Source organism: Xaviernesmea oryzae (genome assembly GCF_900109605.1).
GTDB lineage: Bacteria > Pseudomonadota > Alphaproteobacteria > Rhizobiales > Rhizobiaceae > Xaviernesmea > Xaviernesmea oryzae.
In genome coordinates, this window is the sequence record NZ_FOAM01000035.1 from 1 (window position 1) to 14,395 (window position 14,395).

Here is a 14,395-nt window from a genome sequence, read left to right on the forward strand (position 1 = left end):
TGACCAGGCTAGAGCAACTGCTTCCGTGGAATTGGACACCGCTAACCGTCAACGCTCAAGCGGCTTGACCTGCGGCCTTCACCGGAGGCTTACGAAGCAGCCGACTGCGGCCAAGCTTCGGATGAGCGCGATCCCTTTGAGAGATGGCAGGATAATTATGTGGAGGCTCGATACCAACATCGGCAGCCACGTCATCAAGGGCGATCGCCCCGAAGTCAGTGACTGCTTTGCCACTCTTCCAATGCCGGGCACCGTCCTTTCAGCAGTAACCGAAGGAGAACTGCTGTGTGGTCTCGCTACGGTGGGCTCGCTAGAGGCCTATTGGAGCGAGTCAGGCAGTTCTTGTTTCGGGTGGACGTTTTGCCAAGGACCAAGATTTGGCAAGAGCCTATGACGATCTCCGCGCCGGTTGCGAATCCAAAGTCATTTCACTCGCGTCCCTCGACATGGCGGAGCGTTTGGCGCGCTCGGAACAAACATGCGTCTAGTGCGAAGACCGGGATTGCCGAAGCGTGCAAAAACACCAGTCGCTACTCTTCGACTGCCTTGCGAAGGCATGTAGGATGCGCGTGTGTCGAGAAGACGTCAAATCTCCACGCAAACGTCAGGCACTGGAGCGTTACTGTTCCGGTGAGGACATATTGCGGCAACTGCAGCTCGAACTTCAGCGCCTGAGGCGTGGCGACCATCGTGCCAACAGGGAGGAAGATGTAGCAACGGCAAAGTTTCTCCGACAGGACGAAGGAAGCAAGGGTGCGGGCGAAGAGCCGCGCGGGCGACCCCTCTGTGGTGGACGGAGCGAGAGGGCCAACGCCACAGCGACCGCCGCCAACGAAAACGCGAAGCCGAGGAGGAAAATCCGATCGAGACTGGGCGCCATGCCTCCGTGACCAATCAAGAACGCGTGCTAGCGAACAAAATAGGCAGCGACGTTGCGATTGCAGCGATATGGATGGCGAAGCCGCAAGCGTGGCGAGAATCTGTGGCCCGTCGACCGGTCGAATATCTATGCACGCAATTGCTTTCGCATGCATTATCTTCGCGCCAGCTCTCTCATTCGCAGTGGACACTCATCGTCGTTCAGATGATGGCCGCCAACGTTGCCAAGCTCTATAAAGAAAGTAACTTGTCAGAATCGGCCAAAAGATGTGCCCCCAGGATTGGACGATCATGGGCTCGAGGTAATATGGAGAATTCTTGTTCAGTTCCTCCGTCCCGCCCATGCAATGGAAGATCCTGGTCGGTCCGGGCGGGTTCGTCCAGAGGAAATCGAAATGCGACCGCGTCGGACATAGAGGTTCCGGCGCGAGGATGAGGAAATACTGGACAGACAGGAGGAGTGTCAGAGCACCGAACAGGCCGAAGAGGAAGCCGAGGGATCGTAGATCGTAGGGCGACCTGTTACCGCTTTCGGGAGACCGGCCGGTGGTCAGGTGCCAGAAATAGGCTGCAAGCAGCGTAGCGGCGATTGGCCCGAGAACGATCAGATAGACGACATTGAGGTCGAGCGGGATGAATTGCCCGATGAAGGGGAGTTTGCCGTTGAACGTCGTCGGTGCTCGCGAAGCGAACAAGGAAATTAGCAGCAGAGCTACGCCCATCCCGGCAAGGCGAAAGACCGGATCCTTCGTCCGTTCCGGCGCTTGATTGTCACTGATGAGGGTCATGAATTGCCTCCCGGCTTTGATGGCTAATGACAGAGTTTGGCGATCTCGGACCGAATGCCGTTCTTGAGAGCGGCCTCGATCGAGCCTGAAAAAGCTGCAATGACGCTGCCGTAGGTGCCGCCGGTTTCGAGCACGTGGGCTTCGGATTTCTGGATCTCGCAGGTCCGCAGATCGAAGGCCGCTTCGACACGGATCGTGGCACTGGCGTCACCGCGAGCGGCAGCTTTGTCGGATGTCTTACAGGCCAGCATGCCCATCAGCCGCGCGCTTCCCGCATTGCCTTCGGCCGAAAGCAGGAATTCGTCGATGCGGACCTCTTTGACCTTATCGATACCGACCGAGACCGGACCGAGGTCGGCTTTCAACGCGCTGCACGGCTCGGCTGCGCTAACCGCCCGTTCAAGGAGGTTAGCGGCCTCCACTTGCGAACCGAAGGTCAGGACAGCGAGAACGGTCGCTGCAATGCCGATCGAACAGACGGGTCTTGCCGATGCTGGCACGCGGTATGACCTCTCAATTTTGTCTCTTGAAGACATTCCACTCCCCTTCCGTCCATTGCGCGACGCGCCGGATGGCCGCCGTAAGCCAGCCGGCGGGCCGGCGTTCGAGATCATGGCGGATCTCACCCGAATCGCCGGCCCCGGCATGGATCGCGGCCAGATCACCCGCAATAGCCGCGATCAGCTGCCCCTGCAGCTTTGGCTTGACCTCGGCGAATTTGAGCTTGCCGCTGTTCGGAGCGAGGCGGCGCAGGACGGCGTCCGCGTCGTAGACCAGCGTCGGATCAGGCGAGCGGTGAGGGCCTCCAGCAAGGCTCTCAGCCAGACCGGCCTCGCGTCCTAATGTCCAGCAGGAGGGCATCCCGCCCTTAATCTCGGCGGCGATCGGTCCGCCGCGATATTGGCCGAGCGCGACGAAGCGGGGCCGGCCGAGACTGCCGACGCCCGCCTGGCGCGGCATGATCCGCACCGCCGACGTGCCGGTCGGCAGGGCCGCCCGGAGACGAGCGTCGAAAGCCTCCGGCTCGACTGGCGCCTCATGCAAGGCATCCAGCTCATTCCAAAACCTCTCCCGCTTTTCGGGACCAGCCTCGAAGAGATCGCGCAGCCAGAGGTGGCGGCTTTCAAGGACAAAAGGCTCCGGCGCGGCGAGCCCGTCGCCATAACCTGCCTGGATCCAGTCGGCTACTTCGTACGGCTCGGCTCCGGCGCCCACAAGGATCAGGCTCGCTCCGAGCCGGACAAGGTCGAGAGGGTAGGGCAGGCGCGCCGCCTCGTCATAATCGTCGACGCCCCAGACGAGCCGGAACTGCGCATCGCGCCACAGACCGAAATTGCCGGCATGAGCATCGCCGACCGAGCCGGCTTCCGGTGCATTGCAAAGCTCAGGGCAAAGCGTCGCCGCGGCTTCGGCCCAGCGCCAGCAGGTGCCACGCAAAAACTGGAACGCGTCCTTCGCCATCTTTTCGTGCTTAACGGTGAGATCCGCGCGTCGGATCGAAGCGCCAAAACGGGCTGCCAGCGCGGCCTCATAGGCGGCGATCGAGGTGGCGAAGCTAAGCACGGTCATCGGGGTTCCGCCCCCTTTGCCGTAGAGAGACGTGCCCGAGGCTCATCCAGAAGATTGATCGCACGGCGCAGCGCCGCCAAGGCTGCGCCATCTGCCTCTGGATGCCAATAGCGCGAATGCGTGAAGTGGGAGGCTGGCCCGCGAAGAGCAGCGAGATCGATGTCCTCGATCGCCGGACCTAAGACTGGCCGGAGCGGTCCCGAGATAAGATCGCCGAATAGAATGAAGCGCGCGGGGTCATGAAGATTCGCCCAACGCACGGCTGCAAAGGGCGCCGCATGATGAAGTTCCCAGCACTTCGCCTCATCCCGCATCGGGAAGCTGAACAGACAGGCCGGCATCGTCGGATCGTCGGGCATCGGAAACCCGCCCGAGGCGCGGGCCGCTTTCTCGTTCCCTGGCTCGAGCGGCTCGCGAACCGGTGGGGCGATCGGCATTTCGCGCTCCACTTGCCGTCGTTCAAGATCGGTGCGGTCGGCCGCGATGAGGAATTCCGCGTGCGCAAGGGGCGATCCGACCGTGACGAGGTCGGAGAGGATCCAGCGGGTGCCGGTTTCCAGCGGACGCGCCGCCAGACGCCGGCGCAGATCTCGCTGCGCCTCGTCCCAGGCGGCGAGCCGCAGCACGTTGTCCGGCTCGGTCTCAAGTCCCGCCGCCGCGCATTCCAGCCGCTGCAGCGCTTCGAATTCCGGCGTGCCCTCACGCATCCGTCGCGCCGCGCCCTGACGGGCCCAGAAGAAGGCGAGAAGCTCATAGGCGAGGATCGAGCCGAGGCTCGGGCCGACGAGAATGATGCGCCCGTAATCTTCGTCGTCGTGCAGCGCCTGGAGGAGGGCGAGCCCGCGTTCGCGCACCGCTTTGCGGGCGGCAATATTGCTCGGCGTCGCGCGGGTATAGCGCGCTACGCGCCCAAAGCCCTTCTGCACCTCGCGATGAAGGGCGACTGTTCCCGCTGCGATGACCGGCAGGATCAGCCAACGCCAGCCACCGGCATCGGGCAGAGCGATGCCGAAAGGCAGCTGCGTCTCCGGCGGGATCGCAGCCCAGAGGCCGATCAGCCCGAAGGCGAGCGTCACCAGCCACAGGGCGAGCCAGGCCGAGCGGAGCCGCGCCGGAACGTTTCGGCGGGGGTTGCGCCAGAGCAGCGTAGCTAGCCAGGCCCGGAACTCCTCCCAGGGCGTGCCGCCGGTGAGATCGGCCCAGTAAAGCTCGTAGAAATCGGAGCGAACTCCGTTCTTGAAGGCGCCGGGCGAGCGCCGGCTATCCCGCGTGGTGATGCGGCGCAGCTCCAGGGAACCCGCGCGCTCGTCCGGCTTGCTCCACACCGCTTCTGGATCGGACACCCCTCCACGATGAACGTCCGGGTCGAGCTGCCAGACAGTCTTCACAAACCCCTTGATCGTGTCCATCGGGCGCTGCTCGCCCATGCCATGAACCAGGACGACGGCTTGCTTTGCACGCGGGAAGGGCTTCGCCCGCCCTGCCGGCTTCCCAGCGGGCGTCGTCTCAGGCGGTCCGTCCGCGTTGGGCGAGCGTTCTGCCATGCGGCCCCATCAGCTCTGGAAGGGGATCGTGCGGCCCGGCTGGCGCGCCTGGTCTCGTGTGTAGGAAACGCCGTGCACCTTGAGGCCCTTATCATCGAGGAGGGTGATGATGCCGCCCTTGTTGGACAGGAGGGCGGGCTTTTGCATGTCGACCGTTAGCGTCGCACCGGCTGCGATCTGGCCGGACAACGGCATGGCGTTCTTCTGCTTGTCCTTGATCGACCAGCCGGCGAGGTCGACTGCGCCATCTGAGGTGTTCAGCAGCGTCACCGTCTCGTGCTCGGGATCATGCGTGTCGTTGACGAGTGCGGCGATGATGCGCACCAGCCCGTCCGGCACGTCGCGTGGCGGGATCTGGTCGCGGTCGACCGGTGTATGCGGCTCGCCCTGGTGGTCCGGATCGGCGGGGATAATCGGGTTGGCCTCCGCTTCGTCCGAATGCCAGGCCTGCGTCTGGAACTTCAGGAAGACTGCCGCCCATTGCTTCTCGCGCGGAAATTCGAAGAGGAGCGTGCCGTCCTGGTACCGGCCGTTGTCGCTGGCGAAGCGCCCGGGCGGGTTGCCCTGATTCATGTGGATGTCGTGGATGCCGCGTCCTGGCAGAAAGCCGAAATACTTGTCGGCCTTGTCGGCTTCGGGCCCCCAAGTCTCGCCGAAGGCATAGATCAAGGCCTCCTCGTCGGCCATGGCGCGCTGCACGAGGGCATCGATCTTCTCGTTGAGATCATTGTCAGGCCCCGTTGCCGAAAGGGGGAGTGGCTTCAACTCCCAGGGCTGCATGAGATTGCTGCGGATATAGTCGAGGGCAAGCCCGTTCGGCTGCGGCGGCGCGGGATGGACGCCCTCGGCCAGCGCTTCGAGCTGCTCCGTGACCGGATGCTCGAAGCGCGAGCGCACGAGGAACTGGACTTCGCTCCCGTCCTGCGACTGGACGTTGATTGCGATCCGGTGCGACTGGCCATTGGCGGACACTAGCACCTGGTAATGCGGGTTCTGGCCGGTCGCCAGGCGGTTGTTGATGGGACGCCCTTTCAGAACGGAATAATTCTTCAGCGGCATGGGTTTGGTCCTAGCGGGTGGGCCAGTCGGGGAAAAACAGGCGCTGGCGGTTGGTCTTCATCCGGCCGGGCGTCACGTAGTCGGCGAGCCAGTCCGGGGTCTCGTCCAGGAATTTTGCTTCCGTGAGAGGCAGGCCGCGCTCCGCCAGACGGTCGATAGTTTGACGGGCGTAGAAATGGCGGAACAGCCGGTCAAATTCGGTGAGATAGATGTCGGCGACGCGGGTGTCGCCGCGGATGAGCAGCATGTTCTCGTCATTGCCGGTCAGCGAGGAGGAGGAGAAATTCGCCGAACCCGTGCAGACCAGCGGGTTGTCTCCCAAGGGATCGATCAGCAGGAACTTGGTATGGATGAAGAAGACATGGCCTGTCTTGCGGAAGAGCTCCTCTTTCAAGAACCATTGGTCGAGGCTTGAGGGTGGAAAGATCTTTTTCCCCTTGGCATAGGCGCCAAGAAGCGCGCCATAGGCGGCCACGACGTCGCGGTCGGCCGTCAGCTTGGTGCGGAGCTCTCGATCCGGCTCGTCTTCGAGAAGCAGGAAGCGGACGAAGTCCCGATCGACGGCAAACTGAGCCGCGATAAGCTTGTTCACACCGAAGGCGGCGGTGAACATCACCGTTTCCTGCGCTAATGCGATGCGCTCGGCATACCAGGTAAGCATCGCGTCATTCTTGCGCGGCGAGAAGAAGGGCACCGTCCCCGGCTTCTCGGTCAGCGCGTCGAGATCGTCCTGCGGCGTCTCGGCTTGCGTCCAAGTCGAGAGCTGCGGCGTCGTCGGGTCGGCCGAGAGTTCCGTCCAATAAGCGAGATAGGAGGCGGCTACCGCCTCGTCGCGCACGATATGCACGACATTCGTCTGGCCGATGAAGCCGGACGAGGTGAAATTCGTCGAGCCCGTCAGGACTGCCAGCGCCTTGCCGCCTTGGACGTGGATGATGAACTTGTTGTGCGGAATCTTGCGCCGGCGCGTGCGCGGGATGAGATGCAGATTGTCTTGTCGGTCGAGCCCGAAGGCGGCGATGGCATTCCGTGCTGAAACGGTGGCGTCAGAATCCTCCAGGCGCTTGTCGTCCCGGTCATACGCCATGCCGGCTTCGTGCACGACGGCAACGTCGACTCCACGCGCTGCGGCCTCCTTCAGCGCGAGAAGGATCGGCGGATAGGTGAACTCGTAAGCGGCGACGCGAAGCGCCTCGCCGGCCGGGACGCGGGCGATGAAGGCGAGCGCCGCATCCAGCGCGCCGCGCGCCAGCCATTGCACCTCCTTGTCCTGCGGATCGTTCTCGTCCTTCGGTGGCCGGTTTTTGAAATGGTCGGAAAAGGCTTGCGAGGCGATGGCGCCGCGGTTGAACCAGATGCCATGCGTGCCCGTCTCCGGGTCCTCTGTCGTCACCGTGATCTCCGTGCCCTGACCCAGCACGGGCGCGGCCGGCGTGCCGTGGACGGGCTGGACGCGATAGCGGATCGTGGCGCCGGGCTTCGCCTCGTAATCAGCCCAAATCAGGCTCTGGATCGGCTGACGATTGCTTGGGAAGCGATCGTGCGGATCAGGATGCGGCACCATGGAGGCGAAGACCTTTCGGCCTTCCAGCCAATCGACCGTTTCGCCCGTGACCCGCGCGATGGCGAAGCCGAGAAGCCCGGGCCGCGCTTCTTCAGCGATCGCGATCGCCAGAAGCACGATCCGCGTGCCGGCAATCGCCTTGAGACTGATGACCTTGCCATTTGCTTCGGCACGCACGGGTCCGCTCCATCTGCAGACGGTCGATAGGCTCCTTGCACATTACGTCATGTAGCCCAGCGTTGCAAAGGTTATATTCAATCTCTCGTAACGGAATATGCCAGAACTGAAGCGTTAGACTTAAAATGGCGCTGCCGGGGGAGCCATGAATTCAAGCGGCCCAGTGTAGACGTCATGCTTTCGAATGATCGATTATTGAAGTGCTCTCTCTGAAGGCAACAAAGTGGATGGGCTGCGCCTTCCTGCACGGCTGCGCGATGGCAGCCATTTCGACGGAGGAGCGGGTCATGGTCCGTTCGCTGGCTCGGGAGGTGGTTGAAGCACTGGCACTCGCCACCCAGGCCGGCCCCATTTCGTCGCGCGAGAACTTTCCGACGGCCTTCTCGATAAAGACGCGCCGCTCCTCTAGCCGGCGAGCCACGCCACGGTTGGAAACTGTCAGAAAACTATGTACGTTTCTGACAGGAGAATCCCCATGCAGCGCCTCACTGAACGGATTCTTGAGCACGCGAAGCGACTGCCGGAAGGCACGCCGGTCACGGCTAAGAGCTTGCTCCACCTTCGCAATCGCGCTGCGGTGGACCAGGCCTTGTCGCGTCTGGCCGAGCGGGGCCAACTGCTTCGGGCGGGGCGCGGTGTTTATCTGCTGCCGATCACGAGCTGGTTCGGCACCCGGGCGCCGTCGGTGGAGCAGGCGGTTGAGGCGCTTGCCGCCCAACGCGGCGAGGTCATCGTCTCGAGCGGTGCGGCGGCCGCCAACAGCCTCGGCCTTACGACGCAGGTGCCGGTCCGGTCGGTTTATCTGACGTCGGGGCGCACCCGGGAGATGAGCCTCGGCAAGCGAACCGTCGAGCTTCGCCACGCTCCGCGCTGGCAACTCGCCATGGCGCATCGGCCGGCGGGACAGGCTGTGCGCGCGCTTGCCTGGCTCGGACCGGAGAGGGCCGAGTCGGCCCTCCAGACCCTGAAGCGCAAACTACCGCCCGCTGCGTTCAGTGATTTGGTGGCGGCCGCGCCTCAGCTTCCGATCTGGCTCCCGCGCAGCGTGGGTAAGGTCGGGCATGGCTGACGCCTTCCTCCTCCTTTCGGCCGGAGATCGCCGGGAAGCCTTGAGCGTCGCTGCCGACCGTTCGGGCCGACCGGCGCACTTGCTGGAGAAGGATGCGTGGGTGGTATGGGCGTTGTCGACGCTCTACGCCTCACCGCTCGGCGAACATCTGGTCTTCAAAGGCGGCACTTCGCTTTCGAAAGCCTATGGCGTCATCAGGCGGTTAGCATGTCCGCAGACGGCCATTTATCGGAAGGCATAAAGCGCGACGCTGCCGGCAACTTCGCCTTTCACCCTCCTTTTGTGTTAGTTCCGCAATCCGCAAGCGCTTCCCGAAAGGCGAGCTGGGGCGACAAGTCAGGCGGCGAGGGGTGGTTCCCTGCCGGTCCGCTTCGAGCAGTCATACCGCCGAGCGTATGAATTGACTCGGACGTGATTTAGCGTCAAGGGGCAAAGGGGCTTTCCTGAGTTCCGAAAGGAGGCTCAGGATGGCGTTGGAGATCAGGGTCGATTACCCGGCGGTCGAACTGAGGCGCTTTGCACGGCGTGAGACCAACGGGCGCGTGGCCTCTCGCCTTCAGGCTCTGGCGAACGCTCTGTCGGGGATGAGCCATGCGCAGGCGGCGGACGCGGCTGGCATGGATCGGCAGACGCTGCGCGACTGGGTGGTGCACTACAACGCCGAAGGGCTCGCCGGTCTTCGCGACAGGCCCAAGGGGCACCCAGAGCCAAGGCTCAGCGAGGGCGAGCAGGGCAGCCTTGCCAACGTCCTCTTCCGCGGCCCCGATCCGGATCGGGACGGGCTGTCGGCCTGGACGCTGCCAGCCCTTCGCGATCTGATCGAGACGCGCTTCGCAAAGAGGCTGCATCCCGCCGGCCTGTCACGCATCCTGCGCGCCAACGGCTTCTCGCGTCAGAAGGCCAGGGCCTCTCATCCGCGCAAGGACGCCAAGGCGCAAGAGCGCTTCAAAAAGGGGGGGCTCGCCCAAGCCCTGAGAGCGGCGCGCGTCTCACCTGGACAAGCGGATCGCGCTGTGGCTCCAAGACGAGGCCCGGGTGGGCAGACGGGGCGCACCTGCCATCTCTGGTGGGCGAAGGGACGCCGCCCGCCGGGCTTGTGCGACCAGCGGTTCGAGTGGGCCTATATCTTCGGCGCCGTCGAGCCCGCGACGGGCAAGGCCTTCTCGCTGGTCCTGCCCTATGCCGACGCCGCGATGATGTCGCTCTTCCTCGCCTACTTCGCTCGGACGATCGAGGACGGCGTCCATGTCGTCATGGTGCATGACGGAGCTGGCTGGCACGCCGAGAAGGTCATCGACCTGCCGGCCAACATCACCCTCGTCACCATGCCGCCCTACAGTCCCGAGCTGAACCCGGTTGAGCGCCTCTGGTTGTTCTTGCGCGAACGCTTCCTGAGCCTGCGCATCTTCCGGGATCGCGATCACATTATCGATGCCTGCTGCCAGGCCTGGAACGCCGAAACCGAAGACCCAGACCGCATCCGATCCCTCTGCCTATATCCCTGGATCAAACAGGTCAGTTCATAGGCTCGGCGGTATCAAACGCCAGATGGCCCATACTTCGTTCGAGCAAGACACCGCGCAGCGGCCTTCTCTCAGCTTCGCTTTTGCTATGCGATCCAGCTCGCGCCAATCATTGTCACGTTTGCGGATCGACAAGCTTGCCCATTGAGAACGCCGGAGCACACTGATATATGATGCGTGATGATTGATGCAGGGACGTAGCGATGCGAACGACACTGGCTATCGATGACGACATTCTGTTGGCAGCCAAGGCTCTGGCCAACCAGCAACGCCGGAGCGTCGGTGAGGTCATTTCCGATCTGGCGCGCCGCTCGCTGTATCGTCCGCAAGATGGCGGCGAGCGAAACGGCATTCCGCTGCTTTCGGTCCGACCCGATTCACCACCCGTGACGCTGGACCTCGTGAACGCGTTGCGTGACGAACTGCCATGACCTTTCTGTTAGATGTCAACGTGCTGATCGCCCTAATTGATCCAGGCCACGTCGCACACGAGGATGCCCATGCCTGGTTCGCGGCGACTGGTGGATTGGACTGGGCTACCTGTCCAATCACGGAGAACGGTGTCATCAGGATCGTCGGCAACCCAAAATATCCCAATTCGCCGGGAACACCAGGCGATGTCGCGGCCATCGTCAAGACGTTGCGATCACTGCCCGGGCATCGTTTCTGGCCAGACGATGTCAGCCTTGTCGATGGGCCGGATCTTTTGCCCGACAGGATTCTTACTTCCACGCAGGTGACCGATACCTTTCTGCTGGCGCTGGCCCGCGCTCATGGTGGTCTGCTCGCCACCTTCGACAGGAGGCTTTCGGTCACCGCCGTACGAAACGGTAAGGCGGCTCTGCACCTGATCCCATCGAGGACCACCGGACGATGAGGCCTTCATATACTCGATGAGAACCATGCGGGTCTCGTGCAGGCCGAGATAGGTGAAGGGCACTCTCAGCCCGGCTTCGATTATGTTGGCCGAAACGAGCCGCCCGATCTTGTCGTATCCCTCATCACGGGACCCTGAGGATGACAAGGCGCTCGCCCTGCGACAGCATCGGCCAGTAGGGCGTACCGAAGCGTGAGCGGTCGAAGCCGAAGCGCACGACATTGTTGAACGAGCTTTCAACTGTCCGGCGCCAGGAAGCATGCATAGGAGAGCCGTTGAGGACGAGATCGGCGGATCGTGCTTGGGTCGGTTTCAAAAAGAATGGTGATAAGGCGTGCTCGAAAACTACCGTCTTGAAGCTCAATTCGCATCATTTCTGTTCCATAATATAGATTACGCAACACGCTTTTGTAGCCGCAAAGTTGGAATGTCCTGTTTCCGCAAAGATGGAATGTCCCACTCCCCGGCTTTGAGGCCCGGGAGACAAGCGGACGGGACTGATAGCGAAGAGCGAGTGCGATCTGCAACGGACCGAGATTTCGGCGAAGAAGGTTGCCGGCCGGATGACCGTGGTGTCAGCGGCATATGTGCTTGACCTGAGCGGGCGTCAGGAGCGTTGGCTGTTGGAACGAGTACAGCTTGGCGGCAGCGCTTCAAGCCGGCCGTCCGCCACTACTGCCGTCACTACCTCCTCTTCGGCCGTGTTAATCAAGCGTTTATCGCTGACGTCGATGTCACAACAGATGGCAATCTGACAGCAAACTGGTACGGTTTGCGAGATCAATCGCAACCTCTAGTAGCGTCCGGGCACCAAGAATGACATGATCATCGGAAACGGATTCCGCTTCATTATGGCTGACGCCTCCCCGGCATGGAACGAAGATCATGGCACTAGGAAGAATTCGACTGATGAAGAGGGCGTCGTGAAACGCGCCGGAGACGAGTGACGTGCCCCCAAGAAATTGGGCCATTTGGAACTGGAATTTTCCATTTATCATCCCTGCGGGGAGAGAGGAGAATTCCGATGAAGGCATCGAAGTTTAGCGAGGCGCAGATCGCGTTCGTTCTGAAGCAGGCGGAGGACGGCACACCGATCGGCGAGGTCCGCCGAAAGGCGGGCATTTCCGATGCGACGTTCTACAATTGGCGCAAGAAGTATGCAGGTCTGATGCCCTCCGAGATGAAGCGGTTGCGCCAGCTCGAGGAGGAGAATGCCAATCTGAAGCGGATCGTCGCCGACCTGTCGCTGGACAAGGCCATGCTTCAGGATGTGCTGTCAAAAAAGCTCTGAAGCCTGCCCGCAAGCGTTCACTTGTCGACAAGGTCCGGTCCGATTGGAAGATATCCATCCGCCGGGCCTGCGCGGTCCTGAAGATCGACCGGTCGCTCTATGTCTACAAGTCGAAACGCGGCGAGCAGGCTGAACTGAAGCTCAGGATCAGGGATATTTGCCAGACACGCGTCCGATATGGATATCGGCGCGTCCATGTTCTGCTGAAGCGGGATGGATGGCCTGTCAATCCGAAGCGAATCTATCGCCTTTACAAGGAGATGAGCCTGCAACTGCGCAACAAGGTGCCGAAACGGCGCGTGAAGGCAAAGCTGCGGTCAGACCGGACCGCTACGGCCCATTTCAACCATGTCTGGGCCATGGATTTCGTGCATGACCAGTTGGCGACCGGCCACAAGATCAGGGTACTGACGGTCGTTGATACCTTCTCCCGCTTCTCGCCGGTGGTTGATGCACGGTTCAGCTACAAGGGAGAAGACGTCGTCCAGACCTTGGAACGCACATGTCGCCAGGTTGGCTACCCGGCGGTCATTCGTGTCGATAACGGCAGCGAGTTCATCTCTCGCGATCTCGATCTGTGGGCCTATCACAAGGGCGTGGTGCTCGACTCTTCCCGGCCAGGCAAGCCGACCGACAACAGCTTCATAGAAAGCTTCAACGGCAAGTTCAGGGCGGAGTGCGTCAATGCCCACTGGTTCATGAACCTTGACGACGCACGGGTAAAAATGGAGGATTGGCGCAAAGACTATAACGAGGTCCGGCCACACAGCGCCATCGGCAACAAGGTACCGATTTCGCTCATGAACGGCTCATCGGCACCACCGCCGACCTGAGCCATAACCCCGGAAAATTCCAGCTCCCGCTGGCCCAAAATCGGGGTGCACGTCACGGCTTCAGTATTTAATATTTCGCCGATGTCGTGTTCAATATGGTCGAGGACGCTGTTCAAGTTTTTTAAAATGGTTCAATAACCGTAATTTATGCCAGAACGACCGTGCGCCAAACTGCCTCATACGCGCTTGTGAATTCGGTCGAGAATGGTACTGTACGCATATATAAAATGCCGCTCGAGCCAAACATGCCCATGGTTGAAATCGGCAGGAAAAACTATGAAAGCACTCTGCATTGCCATTCTGGTGATATGCACGCCCCTGGCGGCGGCTTTCGCACAATCGTCCCAAATGAGCGCCACAGTCATCCGGCAGCAGACGGAAGCCTTCTCGAGCCTTCCCGCGATCTTCTCGACGGTAAGCTGACTGTCACGCTGATTGCGTCCTTCCTACTAGAACATGATGTCGATACAAGCTGGTTCGAAGACGCGCTTGCCATCTCGGACGTGCCACTGCGGTATTATCCGAATATGCCTATGATCTGGTGAAACAGGGCAGCGCCTATAGCGGCCTGCTCTGCCGGAAACTGGCCGGGGATACACACGCATGGAAAATGTCCACCTGATCTGAAGGCCAAGGCCGATCATTGGTCCGGGCGGAATATGGAATAATTTTCCAAGGCAGAAGCCTTGGGCTGGCGTCTGCGGGACCGTCAGATTGAGTAACAGTAAGCGTCCGGTGAAGCCGTCTTTGAGATTTCCCGCGAACACCTGAAGTTACGTCACTAATTCCGTCATCAGAGACGTCATCAGGGATGAACTATGGGCCGCATGGAGATTTTGACAGGCGTCGAGCGTCGGCGCGACTGGTCTGACGATGAGAAGCTTTCGATACTGCAGGAGGCGGCCGAGCCGGATGCCAGGATTGCCGACGTCGCGCGGCGGCACGATATCAAACCCCAGCAGATTTATACCTGGCGGCGCAAGTTCGCGGCCGAGCGGTCGGAGCCGGTGGTCTCCTTTCTGTCGGTCGCATTGATTGCCACTGAGACGAGCGACGAAGCCGAGCGACCCGCCCCAGTCGACAAGCCTGCAGCAAAGCGGTCGGCACGGCCCATACGGATCGAGATCGGTTGCAAGGGCGGCCGCGTCCTGAAGGTCGAGGCCAACATTGCGCCTGACGTCCTGAAAGCACTGATCCGCTCGGTTGAAGACGCATGATCGCG

General features: G+C 61.6%; 15 protein-coding genes and 1 pseudogene. 8 read left to right on the forward strand and 8 right to left on the reverse strand.

Annotated features, from left to right (window positions below):
• Positions 1-1,070: 1,070 nt before the first annotated feature.
• From BMX61_RS23795 to BMX61_RS23820, 6 genes are read right to left on the reverse strand one after another with little or no spacing between them, the layout of a single operon-like run.
• Positions 1,071-1,667, reverse strand: a complete 597-nt coding sequence (locus BMX61_RS23795; protein ID WP_075627519.1) for a hypothetical protein — start codon at positions 1,665-1,667, stop codon at positions 1,071-1,073.
• A gap of 23 nt (positions 1,668-1,690) precedes the next feature.
• Positions 1,691-2,281: a hypothetical protein gene (locus BMX61_RS24490; RefSeq protein ID WP_139199003.1), complete on the reverse strand. Its 591-nt coding sequence runs from the start codon at positions 2,279-2,281 to the stop codon at positions 1,691-1,693.
• Complete coding sequence (locus BMX61_RS23805; RefSeq protein WP_075627521.1) at positions 2,181-3,236, reverse strand: DUF2252 family protein; 1,056 nt, start codon at positions 3,234-3,236, stop codon at positions 2,181-2,183. The genes BMX61_RS24490 and BMX61_RS23805 overlap by 101 nt, the downstream gene beginning before the upstream one ends.
• Complete coding sequence (locus tag BMX61_RS23810) at positions 3,233-4,780, reverse strand: hypothetical protein (protein ID WP_075627522.1); 1,548 nt, start codon at positions 4,778-4,780, stop codon at positions 3,233-3,235. The genes BMX61_RS23805 and BMX61_RS23810 overlap by 4 nt, the downstream gene beginning before the upstream one ends.
• A gap of 9 nt (positions 4,781-4,789) precedes the next feature.
• Positions 4,790-5,839 (reverse strand): DUF2278 family protein, encoded by a 1,050-nt coding sequence (locus tag BMX61_RS23815; protein ID WP_075627523.1) that lies wholly within the window; start codon positions 5,837-5,839, stop codon positions 4,790-4,792.
• Between the two features lie 10 nt (positions 5,840-5,849).
• Positions 5,850-7,580 (reverse strand): phospholipase D-like domain-containing protein, encoded by a 1,731-nt coding sequence (locus BMX61_RS23820; RefSeq protein WP_075627524.1) that lies wholly within the window; start codon positions 7,578-7,580, stop codon positions 5,850-5,852.
• Positions 7,581-8,055: 475 nt separating this feature from the next.
• Between BMX61_RS23820 and BMX61_RS23825 the strand changes: the two genes are divergently transcribed.
• From BMX61_RS23825 to BMX61_RS23845, 5 genes and pseudogenes are all read left to right on the forward strand, one after another.
• Complete coding sequence (locus BMX61_RS23825) at positions 8,056-8,649, forward strand: DUF6088 family protein (RefSeq protein ID WP_075627525.1); 594 nt, start codon at positions 8,056-8,058, stop codon at positions 8,647-8,649.
• Positions 8,642-8,857 (forward strand): annotated as a pseudogene (locus BMX61_RS23830) (nucleotidyl transferase AbiEii/AbiGii toxin family protein); the annotation flags it as partial. The gene BMX61_RS23825 and the pseudogene BMX61_RS23830, both read left to right, overlap by 8 nt.
• A gap of 259 nt (positions 8,858-9,116) precedes the next feature.
• Positions 9,117-10,175, forward strand: a complete 1,059-nt coding sequence (locus BMX61_RS23835; RefSeq protein ID WP_083639420.1) for an IS630 family transposase — start codon at positions 9,117-9,119, stop codon at positions 10,173-10,175.
• Between the two features lie 200 nt (positions 10,176-10,375).
• Positions 10,376-10,603: a CopG family transcriptional regulator gene (locus BMX61_RS23840; RefSeq protein WP_075627526.1), complete on the forward strand. Its 228-nt coding sequence runs from the start codon at positions 10,376-10,378 to the stop codon at positions 10,601-10,603.
• Complete coding sequence (locus tag BMX61_RS23845) at positions 10,600-11,049, forward strand: TA system VapC family ribonuclease toxin (RefSeq protein ID WP_075627527.1); 450 nt, start codon at positions 10,600-10,602, stop codon at positions 11,047-11,049. Before BMX61_RS23840 ends, BMX61_RS23845 begins: the two co-directional genes overlap by 4 nt.
• 124 nt (positions 11,050-11,173) lie before the next feature.
• Here the strand turns inward: BMX61_RS23845 and BMX61_RS24495 are convergent, their stop codons facing one another.
• Together BMX61_RS24495 and BMX61_RS23850 are read right to left on the reverse strand one after the other, a co-directional pair.
• Entirely contained in the window at positions 11,174-11,413 is a 240-nt protein-coding gene (locus tag BMX61_RS24495) for a hypothetical protein (RefSeq protein WP_139199004.1), read from the reverse strand.
• 370 nt (positions 11,414-11,783) lie between these two features.
• On the reverse strand, positions 11,784-12,083 hold the full coding sequence (locus BMX61_RS23850; RefSeq protein WP_083639422.1) for a M20/M25/M40 family metallo-hydrolase: 300 nt from the start codon (positions 12,081-12,083) through the stop codon (positions 11,784-11,786).
• On the opposite strand from BMX61_RS23850, the gene BMX61_RS23855 reads away from it, so the two are divergent.
• From BMX61_RS23855 to tnpA, 3 genes are all read left to right on the forward strand, one after another.
• Positions 12,074-13,173, forward strand: a protein-coding gene (locus tag BMX61_RS23855; protein ID WP_092743076.1) for an IS3 family transposase whose coding sequence is annotated in 2 segments (ribosomal slippage) — positions 12,074-12,326 and positions 12,326-13,173 — 1,101 coding nt in all. Because the reading frame shifts where the segments join, the coding sequence is not laid out codon by codon here. The genes BMX61_RS23850 and BMX61_RS23855 overlap by 10 nt on opposite strands.
• Positions 13,174-13,418: 245 nt before the next feature.
• On the forward strand, positions 13,419-13,718 hold the full coding sequence (locus BMX61_RS24500) for a hypothetical protein (RefSeq protein WP_139199005.1): 300 nt from the start codon (positions 13,419-13,421) through the stop codon (positions 13,716-13,718).
• A gap of 273 nt (positions 13,719-13,991) precedes the next feature.
• Positions 13,992-14,390 carry an IS66-like element accessory protein TnpA gene (tnpA, locus tag BMX61_RS23860; RefSeq protein WP_075625317.1) on the forward strand — a complete coding sequence of 133 codons (399 nt, stop codon included), beginning with the start codon at positions 13,992-13,994 and terminating at the stop codon, positions 14,388-14,390.
• The last annotated feature ends 5 nt before the right edge of the window (positions 14,391-14,395 follow it).